This is a genomic window from Desulfovibrio aminophilus DSM 12254, from assembly GCF_000422565.1.
Taxonomy (GTDB): domain Bacteria; phylum Desulfobacterota; class Desulfovibrionia; order Desulfovibrionales; family Desulfovibrionaceae; genus Aminidesulfovibrio; species Aminidesulfovibrio aminophilus.
Genome location: NZ_AUMA01000003.1, coordinates 269,080 through 284,262, shown reverse-complemented (window position 1 = coordinate 284,262; position 15,183 = coordinate 269,080). Strand labels below are relative to the sequence as shown.

General features: G+C 64.1%; 12 protein-coding genes and 1 tRNA gene. 7 read left to right on the top strand and 6 right to left on the bottom strand.

Annotation, left to right across the window (positions count from 1 at the left end):
* Positions 1 to 19 precede the first annotated feature (19 nt).
* Genes selB through H587_RS0101450 form a run of 4 tightly spaced genes read right to left on the bottom strand, consistent with a single transcriptional unit; the run spans position 20 to position 6,014 of the window.
* On the bottom strand, positions 20 to 1,939 hold the full coding sequence (gene selB, locus H587_RS0101465; RefSeq protein WP_027174740.1) for a selenocysteine-specific translation elongation factor: 1,920 nt from the start codon (positions 1,937 to 1,939) through the stop codon (positions 20 to 22).
* A gap of 31 nt (positions 1,940 to 1,970) precedes the next feature.
* Positions 1,971 to 3,353, bottom strand: coding sequence for an aminopeptidase (locus H587_RS0101460; protein WP_027174739.1), 1,383 nt, complete (start codon positions 3,351 to 3,353; stop codon positions 1,971 to 1,973).
* A 13-nt stretch (positions 3,354 to 3,366) separates the two neighbouring features.
* Positions 3,367 to 4,767 (bottom strand): L-seryl-tRNA(Sec) selenium transferase, encoded by a 1,401-nt coding sequence (selA, locus tag H587_RS0101455; protein WP_027174738.1) that lies wholly within the window; start codon positions 4,765 to 4,767, stop codon positions 3,367 to 3,369.
* A 17-nt stretch (positions 4,768 to 4,784) separates the two neighbouring features.
* Positions 4,785 to 6,014 (bottom strand): bifunctional folylpolyglutamate synthase/dihydrofolate synthase, encoded by a 1,230-nt coding sequence (locus tag H587_RS0101450; RefSeq protein WP_027174737.1) that lies wholly within the window; start codon positions 6,012 to 6,014, stop codon positions 4,785 to 4,787.
* A 64-nt stretch (positions 6,015 to 6,078) separates the two neighbouring features.
* Here H587_RS0101450 and H587_RS0101445 point away from each other — a divergent pair.
* Positions 6,079 to 6,155 (top strand) — tRNA-Arg (locus H587_RS0101445).
* 107 nt (positions 6,156 to 6,262) lie between these two features.
* Here H587_RS0101445 and H587_RS20455 read toward each other — a convergent pair.
* Entirely contained in the window at positions 6,263 to 7,204 is a 942-nt protein-coding gene (locus tag H587_RS20455; RefSeq protein ID WP_156904416.1) for a hypothetical protein, read from the bottom strand.
* A gap of 130 nt (positions 7,205 to 7,334) precedes the next feature.
* On the opposite strand from H587_RS20455, the gene H587_RS21350 reads away from it, so the two are divergent.
* On the top strand, positions 7,335 to 7,586 hold the full coding sequence (locus H587_RS21350) for a helix-turn-helix transcriptional regulator (protein WP_156904415.1): 252 nt from the start codon (positions 7,335 to 7,337) through the stop codon (positions 7,584 to 7,586).
* 3 nt (positions 7,587 to 7,589) lie between these two features.
* On the top strand, positions 7,590 to 8,498 hold the full coding sequence (locus tag H587_RS0101435) for a hypothetical protein (RefSeq protein WP_027174735.1): 909 nt from the start codon (positions 7,590 to 7,592) through the stop codon (positions 8,496 to 8,498).
* Between the two features lie 9 nt (positions 8,499 to 8,507).
* Here H587_RS0101435 and H587_RS0101430 read toward each other — a convergent pair whose 3' ends face one another.
* The gene (locus H587_RS0101430; RefSeq protein WP_027174734.1) at positions 8,508 to 8,924 is read right to left on the bottom strand and encodes a type II toxin-antitoxin system HicB family antitoxin; all 417 of its coding nucleotides are present in this window, start codon (positions 8,922 to 8,924) and stop codon (positions 8,508 to 8,510) included.
* Positions 8,925 to 9,521: 597 nt separating this feature from the next.
* Between H587_RS0101430 and H587_RS0101420 the strand changes: the two genes are divergently transcribed.
* The 4 genes from H587_RS0101420 to mobF are packed head-to-tail and all read left to right on the top strand — an operon-like array spanning position 9,522 to position 15,088.
* Positions 9,522 to 9,860: a hypothetical protein gene (locus H587_RS0101420; protein WP_027174733.1), complete on the top strand. Its 339-nt coding sequence runs from the start codon at positions 9,522 to 9,524 to the stop codon at positions 9,858 to 9,860.
* Positions 9,853 to 11,931, top strand: coding sequence for a type IV secretion system DNA-binding domain-containing protein (locus H587_RS0101415; RefSeq protein WP_027174732.1), 2,079 nt, complete (start codon positions 9,853 to 9,855; stop codon positions 11,929 to 11,931). Before H587_RS0101420 ends, H587_RS0101415 begins: the two co-directional genes overlap by 8 nt.
* Positions 11,924 to 12,430 carry a hypothetical protein gene (locus H587_RS0101410; RefSeq protein WP_027174731.1) on the top strand — a complete coding sequence of 169 codons (507 nt, stop codon included), beginning with the start codon at positions 11,924 to 11,926 and terminating at the stop codon, positions 12,428 to 12,430. The genes H587_RS0101415 and H587_RS0101410 overlap by 8 nt, the downstream gene beginning before the upstream one ends.
* Positions 12,431 to 12,433: 3 nt before the next feature.
* The gene (gene mobF / locus H587_RS21345; RefSeq protein WP_051202359.1) at positions 12,434 to 15,088 is read left to right on the top strand and encodes a MobF family relaxase; all 2,655 of its coding nucleotides are present in this window, start codon (positions 12,434 to 12,436) and stop codon (positions 15,086 to 15,088) included.
* Positions 15,089 to 15,183: the final 95 nt, after the last annotated feature.

Here is a 15,183-nt window from a genome sequence, read left to right as displayed (position 1 = left end):
ACCCGGCCTTTTTTCCGTCCTAGCCCACGGCATCGCGCTTGCGCAACCTGCGGTTGTCGCCAACCCGCACCGTGACCTTCTCCTTGTCCAGCCATTCCAGCAGCGGAATGGAATATTTGCGGGACAAACCGCTCAGATCGCGGAAGTCCGATGGCTCCATCTCCTCGCGCCCGGCGGCGAACCAAGCCCTGACCCGGTCGGTCAGCCCGGTCACGGCCGGAGTGGCGAAGTACATCTCCTCCTTGATCTTGGTCAGCTTCCCTTCGTCCTGGAGCATCTTGAAGACCGGCGCGGCCTCCTTGAACTCCACGCCCAGTGGGCCGAGCACGTCCTTGAGGTTCGGCGGGGTCAGTCCTCCTGCCTCGTAGGCCGTGAGCACGGCCTCGCGCAGCTTGGCCGTGTCCGAGGCCAGGGACACGCGATGCCCAGGCAGACGGAACAGGTCGTTCTCCAAGGTCACCGTTCCCTGACGCGCGGCGCGCTCGACGAGGAAGTGAAAGAGTTTAGAGGGCAGCTCGCGGCCCCAGGTGGAGGCCAGTTCGCCCCGGGCCAGGCCCGGCCGCATGGGTTCGCGGCGGTGAAACTCGCCCAGGAAGCGAGTCAGGCAATCGATCAGTCCCGCCACCACGCTCCCTGCCACGTAAGTTCGCGTCTCGCGGTCGAACTGCAGGGCCTCCTGGCGGCCGCCCAGCAGGCCCAGAGCCTTTTCCAGGGCCTTGGACTCCATATCCGTGAGGATCAGGAGCTGGGCCTGGGTCAAGCCCGAGGGACCGACAAGTTCAAGCTGGGCCCGCAGCACGTCCTCGCCCTGCCCCAGGCGCAGGGCCTCGATGCCCTTGGCTTGGGACGAGAAGCGCCGCACCCGGCGTCCCAGGGGATTGACGATGCGACCACCGGCTATGGTCCGCAGGGGCGAAAACGAGCGCAGCACCACACGATCGCCGTAGACCCCGGCCAGAGGCTCCTCGAAACGCACTTGGCAGAGGGCCGTGTCCCCGGGCTTCAGCTCTTCGCGGTCCAGGAAGTAGACCCGAGCCATGACTTCGCGCGCGCCGTGGTGGAAATGCACCTCCTTGCGGTGCTTGAGCGACCTGGGGGTCGAGGCCAGACAGGTGAGTTCCACGTCCCAGACCTGGCTGGGGAACAAGCTGTCCGGCCGGGCCAGCACGTCACCGCGTTCCAGCTCGGACACTTCCAGCCCGCCCAGATTCACGGCCGTGCGCACCCCTGCCGGGGCCTCGTTCACCATCGCGCCGTGGCACTCCAGACCGCGAACCTTGGCTTTGCGGCCCTTGGGATAGACCTGAACCTCCTCGCCCACGGCGATCTTCCCCGCCAGCGACGTGCCTGTGACCACGGTGCCGTGGCCCTTGATGCTGAACACGCGGTCCACGGGCAGACGGAAGAGGTCCGAACGCCGCCGGGGCGCGAAGTCCGCGGCCAACGCGGCGATTGCCGCGCGCAGTTCGTCCAGGCCCTGGCCCGTGACGGCCGAGACCGGCACCATCGGGGCCCCGCCGAGAAAGGTGGGCTCCAGGTAACGGGCGGTCTCGTCACGGACCATCTCCAACCACTCCTCGTCCACCATGTCCGCCTTGGTCAGGGCCACCAGCCCGGCCTGAACGCCTAGGAGCGAGCATATCTCCAGGTGTTCTCGGGTCTGGGGCATGATTCCCTCGTCGGCCGCGATGACCAGAAGCACGAAATCGATGCCTGCGGCCCCAGCGACCATGTTCTTCACGAAGCGTTCATGTCCTGGCACGTCCACGATGCCCAGACGACTGCCGTCCGGCAGATCCAGGAAGGCGAACCCGAGTTCGATGGTGATGCCCCGGCGCTTCTCCTCGGCCAGGCGGTCGCAGTCGATGCCCGTGAGCGCCCTGACCAGGCTCGTCTTGCCGTGATCGATATGACCGGCGGTGCCCATGATGACCGGCATGATCGCTCCTTCGCGGCGGAAACGTCCGCCGCTAGCTCTTCAAGAACGCCCGCAAAGCCAGAACCGTGGCGTGGATGTCGGCCTTGCTGGTGAGCTCGAACGGGCTGTGCATGGAGAGCACCGGCGTGCCCATGTCGATGATGTCCAGACCATAGCGGGCCAAGTGCTTGGCCACGGTGCCGCCGCCCCCCAGGTCCACCTTGCCCAGTTCGGCCATCTGCCAGGGGACGCCCGCGCCGTCCAACACGCGGCGCAGGCGGGCGATGTATTCGGGGTGGGCGTCGTTGGCCCCGACCTTTCCCCGGTGGCCGGTATACTTGCAGAAGCAGGGACCAAAGCCGAGGTAGGCGGAGTTGAGCTTCTCATGCACATCCTGATAGTCCGGGTCCACGGCCGGATGCACGTCCGCCGAGATCGCCTCCGAGGCCAGGAATACCTTGGACAGTCGGGATGCGGACTCCCACGCGTCCAGCAGATCCTGGAGGCAGTACTCCAGGAACAGGGACTGGGCCCCGGTGGAGCCTTCGGAGCCGATCTCCTCCTTGTCCCAGATGACCACCACCTGGGTATGTTCGGGCGTCTTCTCGGCCAACAGGGCTTCCAGGGCGCAGAACACCGAGGAACGGTCGTCCTGACCGTAGCCGCCGACGAGCGAACCATCCAGGCCCACGAAGCGGGCCGGTCCGGCGGGCACAGCCTGCAGTTCGGCGCTCAGCAGGTCAGCCTCGACGATGCCGAAGCGCACGTGCAGCAATTCAAGCAGGCGCTTTTTGATCCGGCCGTTCTCCTTGTCGTCCTTGCCCTTGATCGCCGGGGCGTGGCCCAGAATGACGTTCAGCTTCTCGGCCTCGAAGGCCTCGGAAAGCTTCTTCTCCACCTGCTTGTAGGCCAGGTGCGGCAACAAATCGGCGATGGTGAAGACCGGGTCCGTCGGTTCCTCGCCCAGGGTCACCGGAATCACCCGACCGTCGGCCTTGACCACGACCCCGTGCAGGGCCAGGGGCCGGGCCAGCCACTGGTGCTTGCGGATGCCGCCATAGTAGTGGGTCTTGGCCAGACCCACCTGAACCTCTTCGTAGAGGGGGTGTTGCTTGAAGTCCAGACGCGGCGTGTCGCCGTGGGCCCCCACGAGCCGGAAACCAGCCGACAGCGGCCGCTTGCCCTTGCGGGCCAGGAACAGGCTCTTGCCGCGCATGATCCGGTACACGGCCTTGCCCTTGAACTCCTCGCGGAATCCGGCCTTGACGGCCCGGGCCACGGCGTAGTCCACGGTCTCGCGTTCGGTCTTGCACCGGGACAGAAAGTCCACGTAGCGTCCGGCCACCTCGTCCATCGCCTCCCGCTGGGCCTTGGAGGCGTAGACATCCCAGCAGCTTCGCGGCTTCAACTCCAGTTCCGGGGTCTTCTTGGTCATGATGCGCTCCTCGTCATGCCCCGAGCGCCTGGGCCAGGGCCCGGGCCGCCAGGGCGAACTCCTTGGTTTCCAACGTGCGCGGGTCCAGGCAGAAGGCGTCTCCCTCCACCCGGCCCACCAGCGGAGGGTCGGTGTGCAGCAGGGCCTCGCGCAAGGCCTCCACGCCGCGCCCGTCGCGGGGCGTCAGGGCCACCAGGACCGTGGGCAGATCCTGTTCCGGGAAGGCGCCTCCGCCCACGCGGGACACGCCCGCGCGCGTGGACACCTCCAGATGATGCGAAAGATCGGACTTGAGCAGCCGGGCCAGCCGTCCGGCCTGGGTCTTGAGCGTGGCCGGGGGCGTGGCCACCATGCGCAGGGTCGGCACCTCGCGCCGGGCCAGCTCCGGGTCCAGATAGAGCCGCAAGGTGGCCTCCAGGGCCGCCAGGGTCATCTTGTCGATGCGCAAGGCCCGATTCAATGGGTTGCGCTTGATGGCCTCCACAGCCTCGGTCCGGCCGACGATGACCCCCGCCTGGGGCCCGCCCAGGACCTTGTCCCCAGAAAAGGTGACCACGTCCACCCCGGCGGCCACCACCGCGCGCACCGTGGGCTCACCGGGCAGGCCGAACTCGGAGAAATCGAGCAGGCTGCCGCTGCCCAGATCCTCGATGAGCATCAAGCCGTAGCGGTCAGCCAGGATACGCAGATCCTCGCGGCCCACCTCGCTGGTGAAGCCCTGGATGCGGTAGTTGGAGGCGTGTACGCGCATGAGGGCGGCGGTCTGGGAGCCCACAGCCTGCTCATAGTCGCGGGGATGGGTGCGGTTGGTGGCCCCCACCTCGCGCAGGATCGCGCCGCTACGGGCCATGACTTCGGGGATGCGGAACGAACCCCCGATCTCCACCAGCTGGCCGCGCGAAACGACCACCTCACGGCCCTTGGCCAGGGTTTCCAGGACAAGGAGCACGGCTGCGGCGTTGTTGTTGACCACCAGGGCGGCCTCGGCCCCGGTAAGACGGCGGAGCATATCCTCCACATGAGAGTAGCGGCTGCCGCGACGCCCGGTGTCCAGGTCGAACTCCAGGTTGGAATAATGGCGGCAGGCCTCGGTCACTGCCTGAACCGCGCTTTCGGCCAACAGGGAACGCCCGAGGTTGGTGTGGGCCACCACGCCCGTGGCGTTGAGAACACGCCGGAAGCGCGACCGGGAATGGCTGCGGGCATAAGCCTCCAGACGCGGCAGGAGCGCGTCCAGTTTCAAGGCCTTGGCCTCGCTGAGCGCGCCGGAGCGGATTTCCTCGCGGCAAAGGTCCAGGAATCGGTTCACCAGTTCCTTGAGCAGGGGCCGGGGAAGGCCGGCGAACTCCTGGTCGCGATTCAGGGCCGCCAAGCAATGATCCACGGGGGGCAGATGCCGGTACAGACTGGCCACGGAAAACTCCTCGTATGTCAGGCGGCCTGGGGCCGCGTGAGGGACCAAGGGTTTTGTTTATAGAACTCGGCCAGCAAATACAAGGAACCACAGACCAGGACAGGGCCGGATGAACCCGTCAACGGGTTCAATGCGGCGCACAAATCCACGCATGGCCAGGCGCGCGGCCCCAGGCGCGCGGCAAGCTTATCGGGTGGCATGGCCCGCTCATTGCCCGGGATGCCCGGCACCAGAATTGGACCGTCACCCAAACTCAAGATCAACGGGATCATGGATTCCAGGTTCTTGTCCGTCAGGCAGGCGAAGATCGTCGTGGCCGGGCGAACCCCGCCCTCGCGCAGCGCGGCGGCCAGGGCGGCCAGGGCGTGGGCGTTGTGCGCTCCGTCCAGGATGAGCGGCGGGTCGTAGGCCACACTCTGCATCCGGCCGGGGATGAATGCTCGCGATAGTCCCTTGGCTTGTGCCGCTGCATCTCGTTTCCAGTCCTGCCCTTCCGCCAGCAACCGCCAGGCCGCCAGGGCCAGACGGGCGTTCTCGCGCTGGTGCGGACCGGCCAACCCCAGGCTTCCGGCGGGCGGCAGATCCTCCAGGTCGGCGGAGCGCAGCAGGGTCGCGCCCAGCTCCTCGGCCCGCCGACACAGGACGTCCATCACCAATGGCTCCTGCGGGCCGGTAATGGCCAGACCGCCGGGCCGCATGGCCCCGGCCTTGTCCCAGGCGATGCGCTCCAGACCCGGGCCAAGGATCGCCTCATGATCCAGACCGATGGGAGTGAAGAGCACGATGTCCGCGGGCAGGGCACGGGTGGCGTCCCAGGTTCCGCCCAGCCCCGCCTCCCAGATCACGGCTTGGACCTCGGCGCGCCGAAATCCGAGTACGGCCATGGCGGTCAGCATCTCGAAATAGGTCAGGTCCAGACCTTCGGAGCAAACGGCCGCCTCATTCGCCAACTCGACCCACTCGTTTTCGGAAAGCATGGCGTCATCCACGAGCAGGCGCTCACGCACGTTCACGAAATGCGGTGAGGTGTACACTCCGACACGCAGGCCGTGAGTCGAGAGCAGCGTCCCCAGGAACGTGGACGTGGAGCCCTTACCGTTGGTTCCCACCACCTGGACCGCTGGATAATCCGGATCGCTCGCGGCCCGCAAAAAGGCCGCCATGCGGCCCAATGTCAGGTCCATGCGGAACAGGCCGAGGGTGTCCAGATGCGCTTCGAATTCCGGGAAATCCTTGAATCGTCTCATGCCGCTCCATATCGACGGGCCTTGACCCGCGCCGTCCGCTTGATTAGAAATATCCTCCCCGCGCGCGCCCGTAGCTCAGGTGGATAGAGCAGGAGCCTTCTAAGCTCTTGGCCGGGGGTTCGAGTCCTCCCGGGCGCGCCAATTTTCCCAACAAATCCAATGGTTATATGAATCATAAATCTTTATTTGAAAGCCTATTTTCCCCTCTTTTTTTGTCCTGACTGTCCTAGAATTGTCCTGGAATTGTCCTACGACTTTCTTCCGCCGCCCTCCCGCTTTCCACTAGATTTGTCCCAGGAGGTTCCCTTCATCTTCTCAAAAGAGGCTGCAGCGAACTCCGCCTCCAATTCCTTAAAAAGAATTTCCATTTCCTCATCGGCGGCCGAGGGTGGCGGGGGAGGAGGGATGACAGCGAGGATTCTTTCAGCGGTCAAGCCGTAATGTTTAAGCTCCTCGTTTACGGAGGCCAACAATTCAACGGAGACGGTCTTTTTGAAAAGTATCATGGCGAAGAACGTCACGAGCGGGAATCCATAATTCAATCCTGTGACTGTATGTGGTCTAAATAGTTCATATAAATCATTTTTGTCATAAAACAAGATTTCCATTTGTGCTTTTTCTACCGAACATAAAGGAGGCAAAGAGCGTTTATCCTCGAGTATCTGCCGCGCGACGATATTCATGGCCCTTTCAATATGACCGTTCAGGTCTTTTTCAAAATCTTTTTTTGGGTATTTTTTTTCAAAAGAAGGCTTGCTGATGTGCTTCTCGGTGTATTCGTCCAAGATCGCCCAGAATGGAAGGATGAATTTTTTGTAAGGCGAGGATGGATCAGTCGTTACTGGAATACCTTTGTCGTAGATGGACCTGAAATCTGTTCCAAGACATTTATCAACGGCGTTTCGCCGACTCTCGCCAACGTTCGGCTTCCCGACGTTTAAGTACTTGTGCCACGCAGCTTTGTCTATAGCATGTTTGAAGTGTTTCTGGAGGAAGTAAGGCGACTCAATATTAATGTACTTGTCAGCATCATCCTTCCTTTCGGATCGCGACAGTTTTTTTTCTTTACGAACAGATGACACATACCGCGCAACACAATGCGCCCAGGCAGTCGTTCTCAAGTAATCTACGTCAGTATTTTTCTTCCTGCCGCGTTTTTCAACGTCTTTTGTGCCTTTTTCTTTTTCCATAACTTGATTACTAATATAAAATAATAGTGCTGTCAAGAATTACCTACCGGCCTACTCAAACTATGAAGAAGAAATAGCAGTGAAAAAAAGATGAAAAGGAGGTGACAGCAAAAAGACAAGGGGTTCTGTCATGGAAAAGATTTTTGATATCAGGGAGTTAGCCGCCTACCTACGAACTTCCGTCCGGGGAATTGAAATCCGCCGCTCGCGGGGGGCCGATCTGCCCCCCGCCAAACTGATAGGGGGGCGGCTGTTCTGGAGGGAAAAAGATGTGCAATCCTGGCTTGATAGACAGTTTGAGGGTGCCTCCTCCACTCCGCCCCCTCCCCCGCCCGGCGCCCGGCGCCGCGGGCGGCCCCGCAAGGCCGCCAAGGAGAGCTAGACCATGGACGGCTTCGCGGCCCAAGCCGCGCGCCGGGCGGCCCTGGCCCTTCCGGCCCATCTCCTCCATCTTCTCCTCCAGGCCGCGGCTGGCGAACCCCTGCGCCGCCCGGCCGAGACTTCCGAAAAGGCCTGGCGCGTGGCGCTTTCCAGGGCCGAGGACCAGGGATTCCTTGCCCTCCAACGCTCGCGCGGCCGCCTGCCCCTGGGAATCCTCACGGCCCAGGGCTTGGAGGTCCTGGCCGCCCTGGGCGTCCAGGCCAAGGGCGACCCCAGGGGCGACCTTCAGGGCGAGGGCCAGGGCGGCCGGCCTCATAATCTTAAATCCGGTTTTAAGATAAAGGCTTTAAATTCAAGAGAAAAACCGGCCGGTCTTTCTCTTGGTCTGGGGGAGAGGCAAGAGGGGGAGCCCGGCGCAAGGCCGGGCCCTGCAGGCGGCCCGGGAGAGGGGAAAGGCGAGGAATTCAAGCCCGGCGCGCATCCGCTCCTGGTCACCGCCCAGGAATTGGCCCAGGCCAAGGCTTCCATGCTCGAGGCGCTGGGGCCGACTTTGGCGGCCTCGGCCGCAAAATCCCGGGAGTTCGGCAGCCGCCTGGCCTTCTGGGCCAGGACCGGCCGCCTGCCTGAGGCCCTGGCCTTGGCGGCCGAGGCCGCCCGGCAGGCGGGGCGGGGGATCCCCCGGCCGCTGGCCTGGATCGATAGGGCCCTGGAGCGGGGGAGCGGCCCCAAGGCCCTGGCCGCCCAGGAATTAGCCCAGGCCAAGGCTTCCCAGGAGGCGACCCACCTGGAGGCCGCCCGCGAGGAGGAGCGCCAGGCGGCCGCCCGCCAGGCCCAAGCCCCGGGGCTCACCCCTCTAGGCCGGAGGGCCCTGGACCACATCCTCCGCAGACCCAGGGCCGAAAGGCTACATTGACCCGATGGGTCACGCCAGGCGGAACTCCAGGCGCTTGCCCACAGCCTTGAACGCCTTTTCCATCTGATCCAGGCGAGAGGCGTGGCGAAGGTCAAGCAAGCGGTCCACCTGCGGGGCGTGCGCGTCGAGCCTGCGCGCCAAATCCGCCTTGCGGAGACCCTCCGCGAGCATTTCCCGGTGGAGCATGATTTTGAGGCCGGCCTGAATGGGGAGGGCGACCGTAGTGCGTCCCTTCGCTTCGCTGGGCAGCGGAATATCCTCACGGCCGGCGATCCGTGCTGCTACGGCCTCTTCTATGGCGTCCAGCGCCCGCAAAGCCGCGTCCACCTCATCCTCACCAAAGGTGGTCACTTCCGGCAGATCCGGACATGTGACAAGGAACGTGCCGTTATCGTCGGCGATCAGTTCGATGGGGTATGCAAACATAGTCCCTCCGGGCTACTTGAGCCCAAGGTCTTTCAATATCTTTTCCACCAGCCCGGTTCCAAGCTCCTTGGCCGCGCCGTGCATCGGCAACTGAGTCTTTTTCCCGTTGAGCGTCACGTGCGTTCATGAACACAACATAAGTGTTGTCCACAAAAAAGCAACAGAAATGTTACTGAGGCATGGACGCACGAAACTCCCCAGCCTTCCTCCCCTTCGCCCCCCTTCGCCCCCCTCCAAAGGTCCAAAGGCAGAGGGTTTCCCTCACACCCGACGCACCCTTGGTGGGGATGGAAAGCATCGCAGCCTATCGCAGCCTATCGCTCCGGGCGGCCTGGATTCTTGTTTCACATACTACCGTAGACCACCAGGGCATATTGCGCTCAACACGCCAAAGACTATCGCAGCATGTCCTATACTATCTTCCTTTGTGCCCCGAAAAATTTTCAAAAATAAAGTAATTATAGTGATAAAAAGAAATATAACGAGATATTGCAACTATCGTTGAATATCATATTCTGTCGTCGCGCCTCAAATTTTATCAGGGTTACAACTATCTCAAGCTATCAGGCAACATCAAAGTCTGTCGGAGGTAAAAAAATGGAAAAGGAAAAAGGTGGGAGATGCATCACTGTTTGGCTGGCGCGTGCGGACCTGGAGAACCTTCAGCGGCTGGCAGGGGAGCGCGGCGACACGGTGAGCGGCCTCCTGCGCTCCGCCGCTCAGCGACTCGAAGTCGCCGGGGCCCAGGCCGCCCAGGTGGACCTGACCCCCATTCTCCAGGCCCAGGGCCAGGCCCTGGCCGCCCTGGAGGAGCGGCTTACCGCCCGATTGGACCAGGTGGCCGAGGTCGCTGGTCGTACGGCCCAGGCCGCGACCATCCAAGCCATGAAGCAGGTGCAGGCGGCGATTCAAGGGCAGGGACAAAGCCATGCTTAGACCCGTCCGTGATCCCGGTTCGACCCTGGCCCTCATGGGCCTGCTGGCTGCCCTGGGCCTGCTCCTCGGCCTCGGCTTGGGTTACGTGCTGGCCCAGGCCTTCGGCGCTTGGCCTTGGGGCGTGAAGCTCTGGGCCAAGGCGGCCTTGGCCGCCTGGACCGACCCCCTGCGGAATTGGGGGCCCCTGACCCCCAAAATGCTCACCCTGGGCCCGCTTTTTTGGATCCTGCCGGCGATTTTGGCCAGCCTCGGGGCGCTTTTTGGCTGGCGGCTCTCGGCCCCGGTAGACGAAGAAATCCATGAGGCAGGCCGTGAACTGCTCACGGGCAAGGAGGCGCTGCGTGAGGCGCAGGCGGAGGCCCTGGAGGAGGCCAAGGTCAGTGGAGAGGGAGTGCTCATCCATCCGCGAATCGCCCTCTCCCTGGATCGCGAGACTCGCCACCTGATGATCCTGGGATCGACCGGCGGGGGCAAAACAGTCGTCATGCTGCCCTTGATCCAGGAAGCCCAGGAACGTGGCGATAAGCTGCTGATTTACGACAATAAGGGCGACTTCACTTCCTCAATCGAAGGCCATCTGTTTGCCCCTTGGGACAGGAGGTGTCTCGCCTGGGATGTGGCTGCCGATTGCCTGAACCGCGCGGACGCGCGGCGCTTGGCCGAGCAGCTGATTCCCGACACCAAGGAGCCGATTTGGGCTGACGGCGCCAGGGCCATACTGGTGGCCCTGCTGGTGATGCTTCAACAGACCCAGGGGCAGGACTGGGACTTCAAGGATCTCCTGACCGCGGCGAGCGCGCCGTTCGAGGATCTGCAAAAGATCGTTTTCACCTATTATCCTGAAGGATTTCGGGCTGTTGAGCATCAAGGCAAGACGGTCCAGAGCTTCCTGATCAACATCAGCACTTCGCTGAGCCACATCTGCGACTTGGCCGACGCCTGGGCTGGACGGCCGAAGTGGAGCTTGCGCCGCTGGATCCTGGACCAGAAGAGCCCTGAGGCCCGTCACCCAGTTCAGACTCTCGTCCTGCAGGGCTCCGGCCGCTACAAACCCCTGCGCCGCGCCTACATTCAGGCGGTTGTCAGTACTCTGGCCAGCATCATCTGCGATCCGGGGTGCCCGGATTCGCGGGCCAGACGTATCTGGCTCTTTTTGGACGAGTTCAAGCAGCTTGGAAAACTCAATGATTTTGATGGATTCCTTGAGGTCGGGAGATCGAAGGGCCTGCGCTGCGTCTTGGGCTTCCAGGATGTTGCCCAGATCCGCGAGCTGTACAGCCGGGATGCGGCGGATGCCTGGTCCTCGATGGTCGGCAGTTTCGTGGTTTGCCGGACCCAGGGCGTGGAAACCCCCACCTGGCTTTCCAGGCTGATCGGCACGCGCCGAGTCCTGCGCTGGACGGCCACCCAGTCCGAGGGCGGCGGCCGGACCACGGCCTACCAGCCCGAGGAACTGCCTGTCGTCCGCCCAGACGAAATCACCACTCTCCTGGGCCCAGTGAAGAAAGGCGTCCAGGCCATCTGGTTCCCGGGTGGACCCTTCGCCTACCTCCTGACCTGGCCCTACCCCACAAAGTCAGAGTTCCGCCCCCAGCTCATTGAGAATCCGGCCCTGGCTGCGGGCGCGAGCCAGGCCGCCCTCCAGGCGGCCGTTCAGGAGGCGGCCGAGGTCGATTCGGCTTCCGAGACTCCTGATCTCGAGGATCTGCGGGCCGCGGCGCCTTCAGTCCAGGCTCGCCAGGAACGCAGCCGACAGCCTGAAGCGATGCAGGCTGCCGAGTTTGCCCCGGCGGCGGAACTCCTGGCGCCTGAGGAGGATGGACCTGAAGACCAGAAGGAGCCGGGCCCGACCGAGGAAGCCGGGGAGGAGATAATTCAAGAGCTGGCTCAAAACGCCCTGGATGTCGCTGTACCCGGCCTGGGGGCGGGGCTTGAGCTTCTCGATTTGGCCGCCAAGGCGGCCGAACTCGCCGCGCCGGCTCATGGCGGTCAGCACATTCAACAGATCAGCCAACCACGTGCCCCTCGGGAGATTGAACCCGAGGAGGAAGAGGAGGAACACCATGGGTAAGCTTCTTGACCTGACCAAGCGTCTTGGCCGTTCAGCCGCCCGGGGCCTGACCCCGGTTTCGGCCCTGAAACAGGGCTTGGCCATCGACCAGCACAAGGCTCTTTGGACACAGGTAGGCCGGGACTCGCGCGGCCTCTGGGCCTACCTGCGCAGGCTGCACGCTGGCCGCGACCCGCATGCCCCGGGAGCCCCGGACCTGAAGGATTTCAGCCAGGTCTTGGAACACTGGGGCCTGACGGAGGAGCAGCTTCCCCGTGTGCTCCGCGAGATGCGCTGGACCCTCGCGACCTGGTGGGCGGTCTGGGCCGTTTTCCTCGGGCTCATGGTCTGGAGCGGCCCGAGCAGCCCAACCCTGCGCGCAATGTATCTGGTGATCCTGTCCCTGGTTTGCGTCACGGGAATCGTCACCACCTATTACCGTTACGTGGTTCTGGCCAACCGCCGTTTCATGTTTTTCAGAGATTTCATCCTCGGACGTTGGGACCAGAAGAAGGAGTAGGCCATGCTGTCCATCGCCAAAATGTCCTCTGACGGTGACGCTGGAAGCTACGATGCTGGAAGCTACTGGCTCAACCTGGCGCGGGAAGACTACTACCTGGCGGGGGGCGAGCCCCCCGGCCGCTGGATCGGGCAAGGAGCGGAGGCCCTGGGCCTGACCATGGCCGGCGGCCAGGTCGTGGCCGAGGATCTGCGGGCCGTGCTTCAGGGGCTGGACCCGGACAGCCGGTCGGCCCTGGTCCAGGGCGCGGGCCCGGACCATCGGCCGGGCTGGGATTTTTGCTTCTCCGCGCCCAAGTCCGTGAGCGTGGTCTGGAGCCAAGCCCCGGAAGACCTGCGCCGGGCCCTGCAGGCGGCCCAGGCCAAGGCCGTGGCATCAGCTCTGGAGCACCTGGAACGCAACGCCGCCCTCTCTCGCCGAGGCCATGGCGGGCAGGAACAGGAGCGGCCCGCGGGGATCATCGCGGCGACGTTCGAACACGGGACCAGCAGGGAACAAGATCCCCAGCTGCACACGCATTGCTTGATCGCCAACCTGGCCCCTCGTCAGGATGGATCCTGGGGCAGCCTGGAACCCTGCGAGATGTACCGGCACAAAATGGCGGCGGGCGCCATCTACCGAGCCGAGCTTGCCACCCAGGTGCAGACCCTGGGCTTCCAGGTGGAACGGGATGGGGACTCTTTCGCCGTGGCCGGCGTGCCCGCCGAAATCTGCGCGGCCTTCAGCCAACGCCGGGAGCAGATCGAAGACGCCTTGGAGGAGGCAGGTCTGGGTTCCGCCCGCGCGGCCGAGGTGGCGGCCCTGGATACCCGCAGGGCCAAGGAGGCCCGGCCCCGTGCGGAACTCTTCGAGGAGTGGCAGACCCGGGCCCGGGATCTGGGCTGGACGCCGGAAATCTTGGAGGCCGCCCAAGCGGCCACGGCTGAGCCCCGCCAGATGCCCACCGCGGCCGAACTCCTGGCCGCCCTGACGGCCCAGGCCTCGACCGTCCGCGCGGCGGACGTCTACCGGCTCCTGGCCGTGGAGGGCCAGGGCATTCTGGACGCGGCCGGAATCCAGCAAGCCGTGGACGAATTTCTGCAACATCCCGACCTGATCCACCTGCAGGCCGCCAACGGGGAAACCCGCTACACCAGCCGCGAAATGTTGGACCTGGAACGTGGTCTGGCCGCAGACGCCCAAGCCCGGCGCGGCGAAGCTCGTCACCAGGTGACCCCGGCCGCCATGGCCGCGGCCCGGGCCGCCCGGACCCTGACCCGGGAACAGGACCGGGCCCTCACCCACATCATGGGCCCCGACGGCGTGACCTGCGTGCAGGGCATGGCCGGCGCGGGCAAATCCTACATGCTGGGCGCGGCCTGCGCGGCCTGGGAGGCGGGCGGCTACCACGTCCGTGGCGCGACCCTGGCGGGCAAGGCCGCCGCCGGGCTCGAGGAAGGCAGCGGCATCAAGTCCCAGACCATCCACTCCCTGCTCCAGGGCCTGGAGGCCCCGGCTTCCCCAGGGGCCGCACCGCTCCTGGACTCCCGGACCGTGCTCGTGGTGGACGAGGCCGGCATGGTCGGCTCGCGCCAGATGGCCACGCTCCTGGAGCGCGCCCGGGAGACAGGCGCGAAAGTCGTGCTGGTGGGCGATGCGAGACAGCTTCAGCCCATCGATGCGGGCGGCGCGTTTCGCGCACTCGCCGCGCGCCTGGGGGCGGTGGAGATGGATGAAATCCGGCGGCAACGCGAAGGCTGGGCCGTCCAGGCCGTGCGGGACTTTGCCGACGGCCGCGCGGCCGAGGGATTGGCCGCCTACGCCGAGCGGGGCTTGCTGCACATCGAGGAGAACCGCACGGCCGCGATCCAGTCCATGGCCGGGGCTTACTGCGAAGGCGTGACCCGGGACGGCTTTGAAAAACACATCATGCTGGCCGGCACCAGAGCCGAAGTGGCCGCCCTGAATCGGGCGGCCCGCGCGGAGCTGAAGGCGCAGGGCCGCCTTGGAGCGGTTGAGATCGAGGCCGAGACCACCAGCGGCAGGCTCCGGCTGGCCGAGGGAGAGCGGATCCTTTTCACCCGCAACAACCGCAAGTTCGCGGTCTCCAACGGCACCCTTGGGACCATCAAGACCATCACCGGCGCGCCCGGCGCGCATTCCCTCCTGGTGCGCCTGGACTCGGGCGCGGAAACCCGCGTGCCGTTGGCCGACTACCAGGCCCTGGCCCACGGCTACGCCGTGACCACGCACAAGGCCCAGGGCGTGACGGTTGATCACGCCCACGTCCTGGCGGGCGGAAGCATGGCCTCGCGCGAACTTTCCTACGTGCAGATGAGCCGCCATCGCAAGACGGCTCAAATCTATGTTGAACGGCAGGATGCCGAGAGAGAAGTCATTCAGTGTCTTGGAAAGGACAAAACGTTACATTCAAATATTCTTGATACTATCAAGCAAATGTCCGCACTTAGACAGAAAGACACGTCTTTGGATTATTGCATAAAAGAACAAACACCAAACAAAAATAAAAAAGTACATTGTGCAGATCAAAAATATATGGTACAAGAGTCACAAGTTTACAAATACGGTCCGCTTCTGGACGCGCCACAGCGGCCGGACGGCCGCCCGGTCCTGGGGCCCGAACAGGGGATGGACCAGGAGATGGAGATGACGCCCTGAGCGCTCCCTGCGTGCGGGGGTAGAAAGTTGGAGGCTTTTCCGCGCGCCAAGGAGACGACGTGAACCCCCTGCGTGCAGGGGTAGAAATTTTGTCT

What these genes read in the sequence shown, in the direction of transcription:
- selB (WP_027174740.1), bottom strand. Translation starts at nt 1,939, where the DNA reads ATGCCGGTCATCATGGGCACCGCCGGTCATATCGATCACGGCAAGACG.
- H587_RS0101460 (WP_027174739.1), bottom strand. Translation starts at nt 3,353, where the DNA reads ATGACCAAGAAGACCCCGGAACTGGAGTTGAAGCCGCGAAGCTGCTGG.
- H587_RS0101450 (WP_027174737.1), bottom strand. Translation starts at nt 6,014, where the DNA reads ATGAGACGATTCAAGGATTTCCCGGAATTCGAAGCGCATCTGGACACC.
- H587_RS20455 (WP_156904416.1), bottom strand. Translation starts at nt 7,204, where the DNA reads ATGGAAAAAGAAAAAGGCACAAAAGACGTTGAAAAACGCGGCAGGAAG.
- H587_RS21350 (WP_156904415.1), top strand. Translation starts at nt 7,335, where the DNA reads ATGGAAAAGATTTTTGATATCAGGGAGTTAGCCGCCTACCTACGAACT.
- H587_RS0101435 (WP_027174735.1), top strand. Translation starts at nt 7,590, where the DNA reads ATGGACGGCTTCGCGGCCCAAGCCGCGCGCCGGGCGGCCCTGGCCCTT.
- H587_RS0101430 (WP_027174734.1), bottom strand. Translation starts at nt 8,924, where the DNA reads ATGTTTGCATACCCCATCGAACTGATCGCCGACGATAACGGCACGTTC.
- H587_RS0101420 (WP_027174733.1), top strand. Translation starts at nt 9,522, where the DNA reads ATGGAAAAGGAAAAAGGTGGGAGATGCATCACTGTTTGGCTGGCGCGT.
- H587_RS0101415 (WP_027174732.1), top strand. Translation starts at nt 9,853, where the DNA reads ATGCTTAGACCCGTCCGTGATCCCGGTTCGACCCTGGCCCTCATGGGC.
- H587_RS0101410 (WP_027174731.1), top strand. Translation starts at nt 11,924, where the DNA reads ATGGGTAAGCTTCTTGACCTGACCAAGCGTCTTGGCCGTTCAGCCGCC.
- mobF (WP_051202359.1), top strand. Translation starts at nt 12,434, where the DNA reads ATGCTGTCCATCGCCAAAATGTCCTCTGACGGTGACGCTGGAAGCTAC.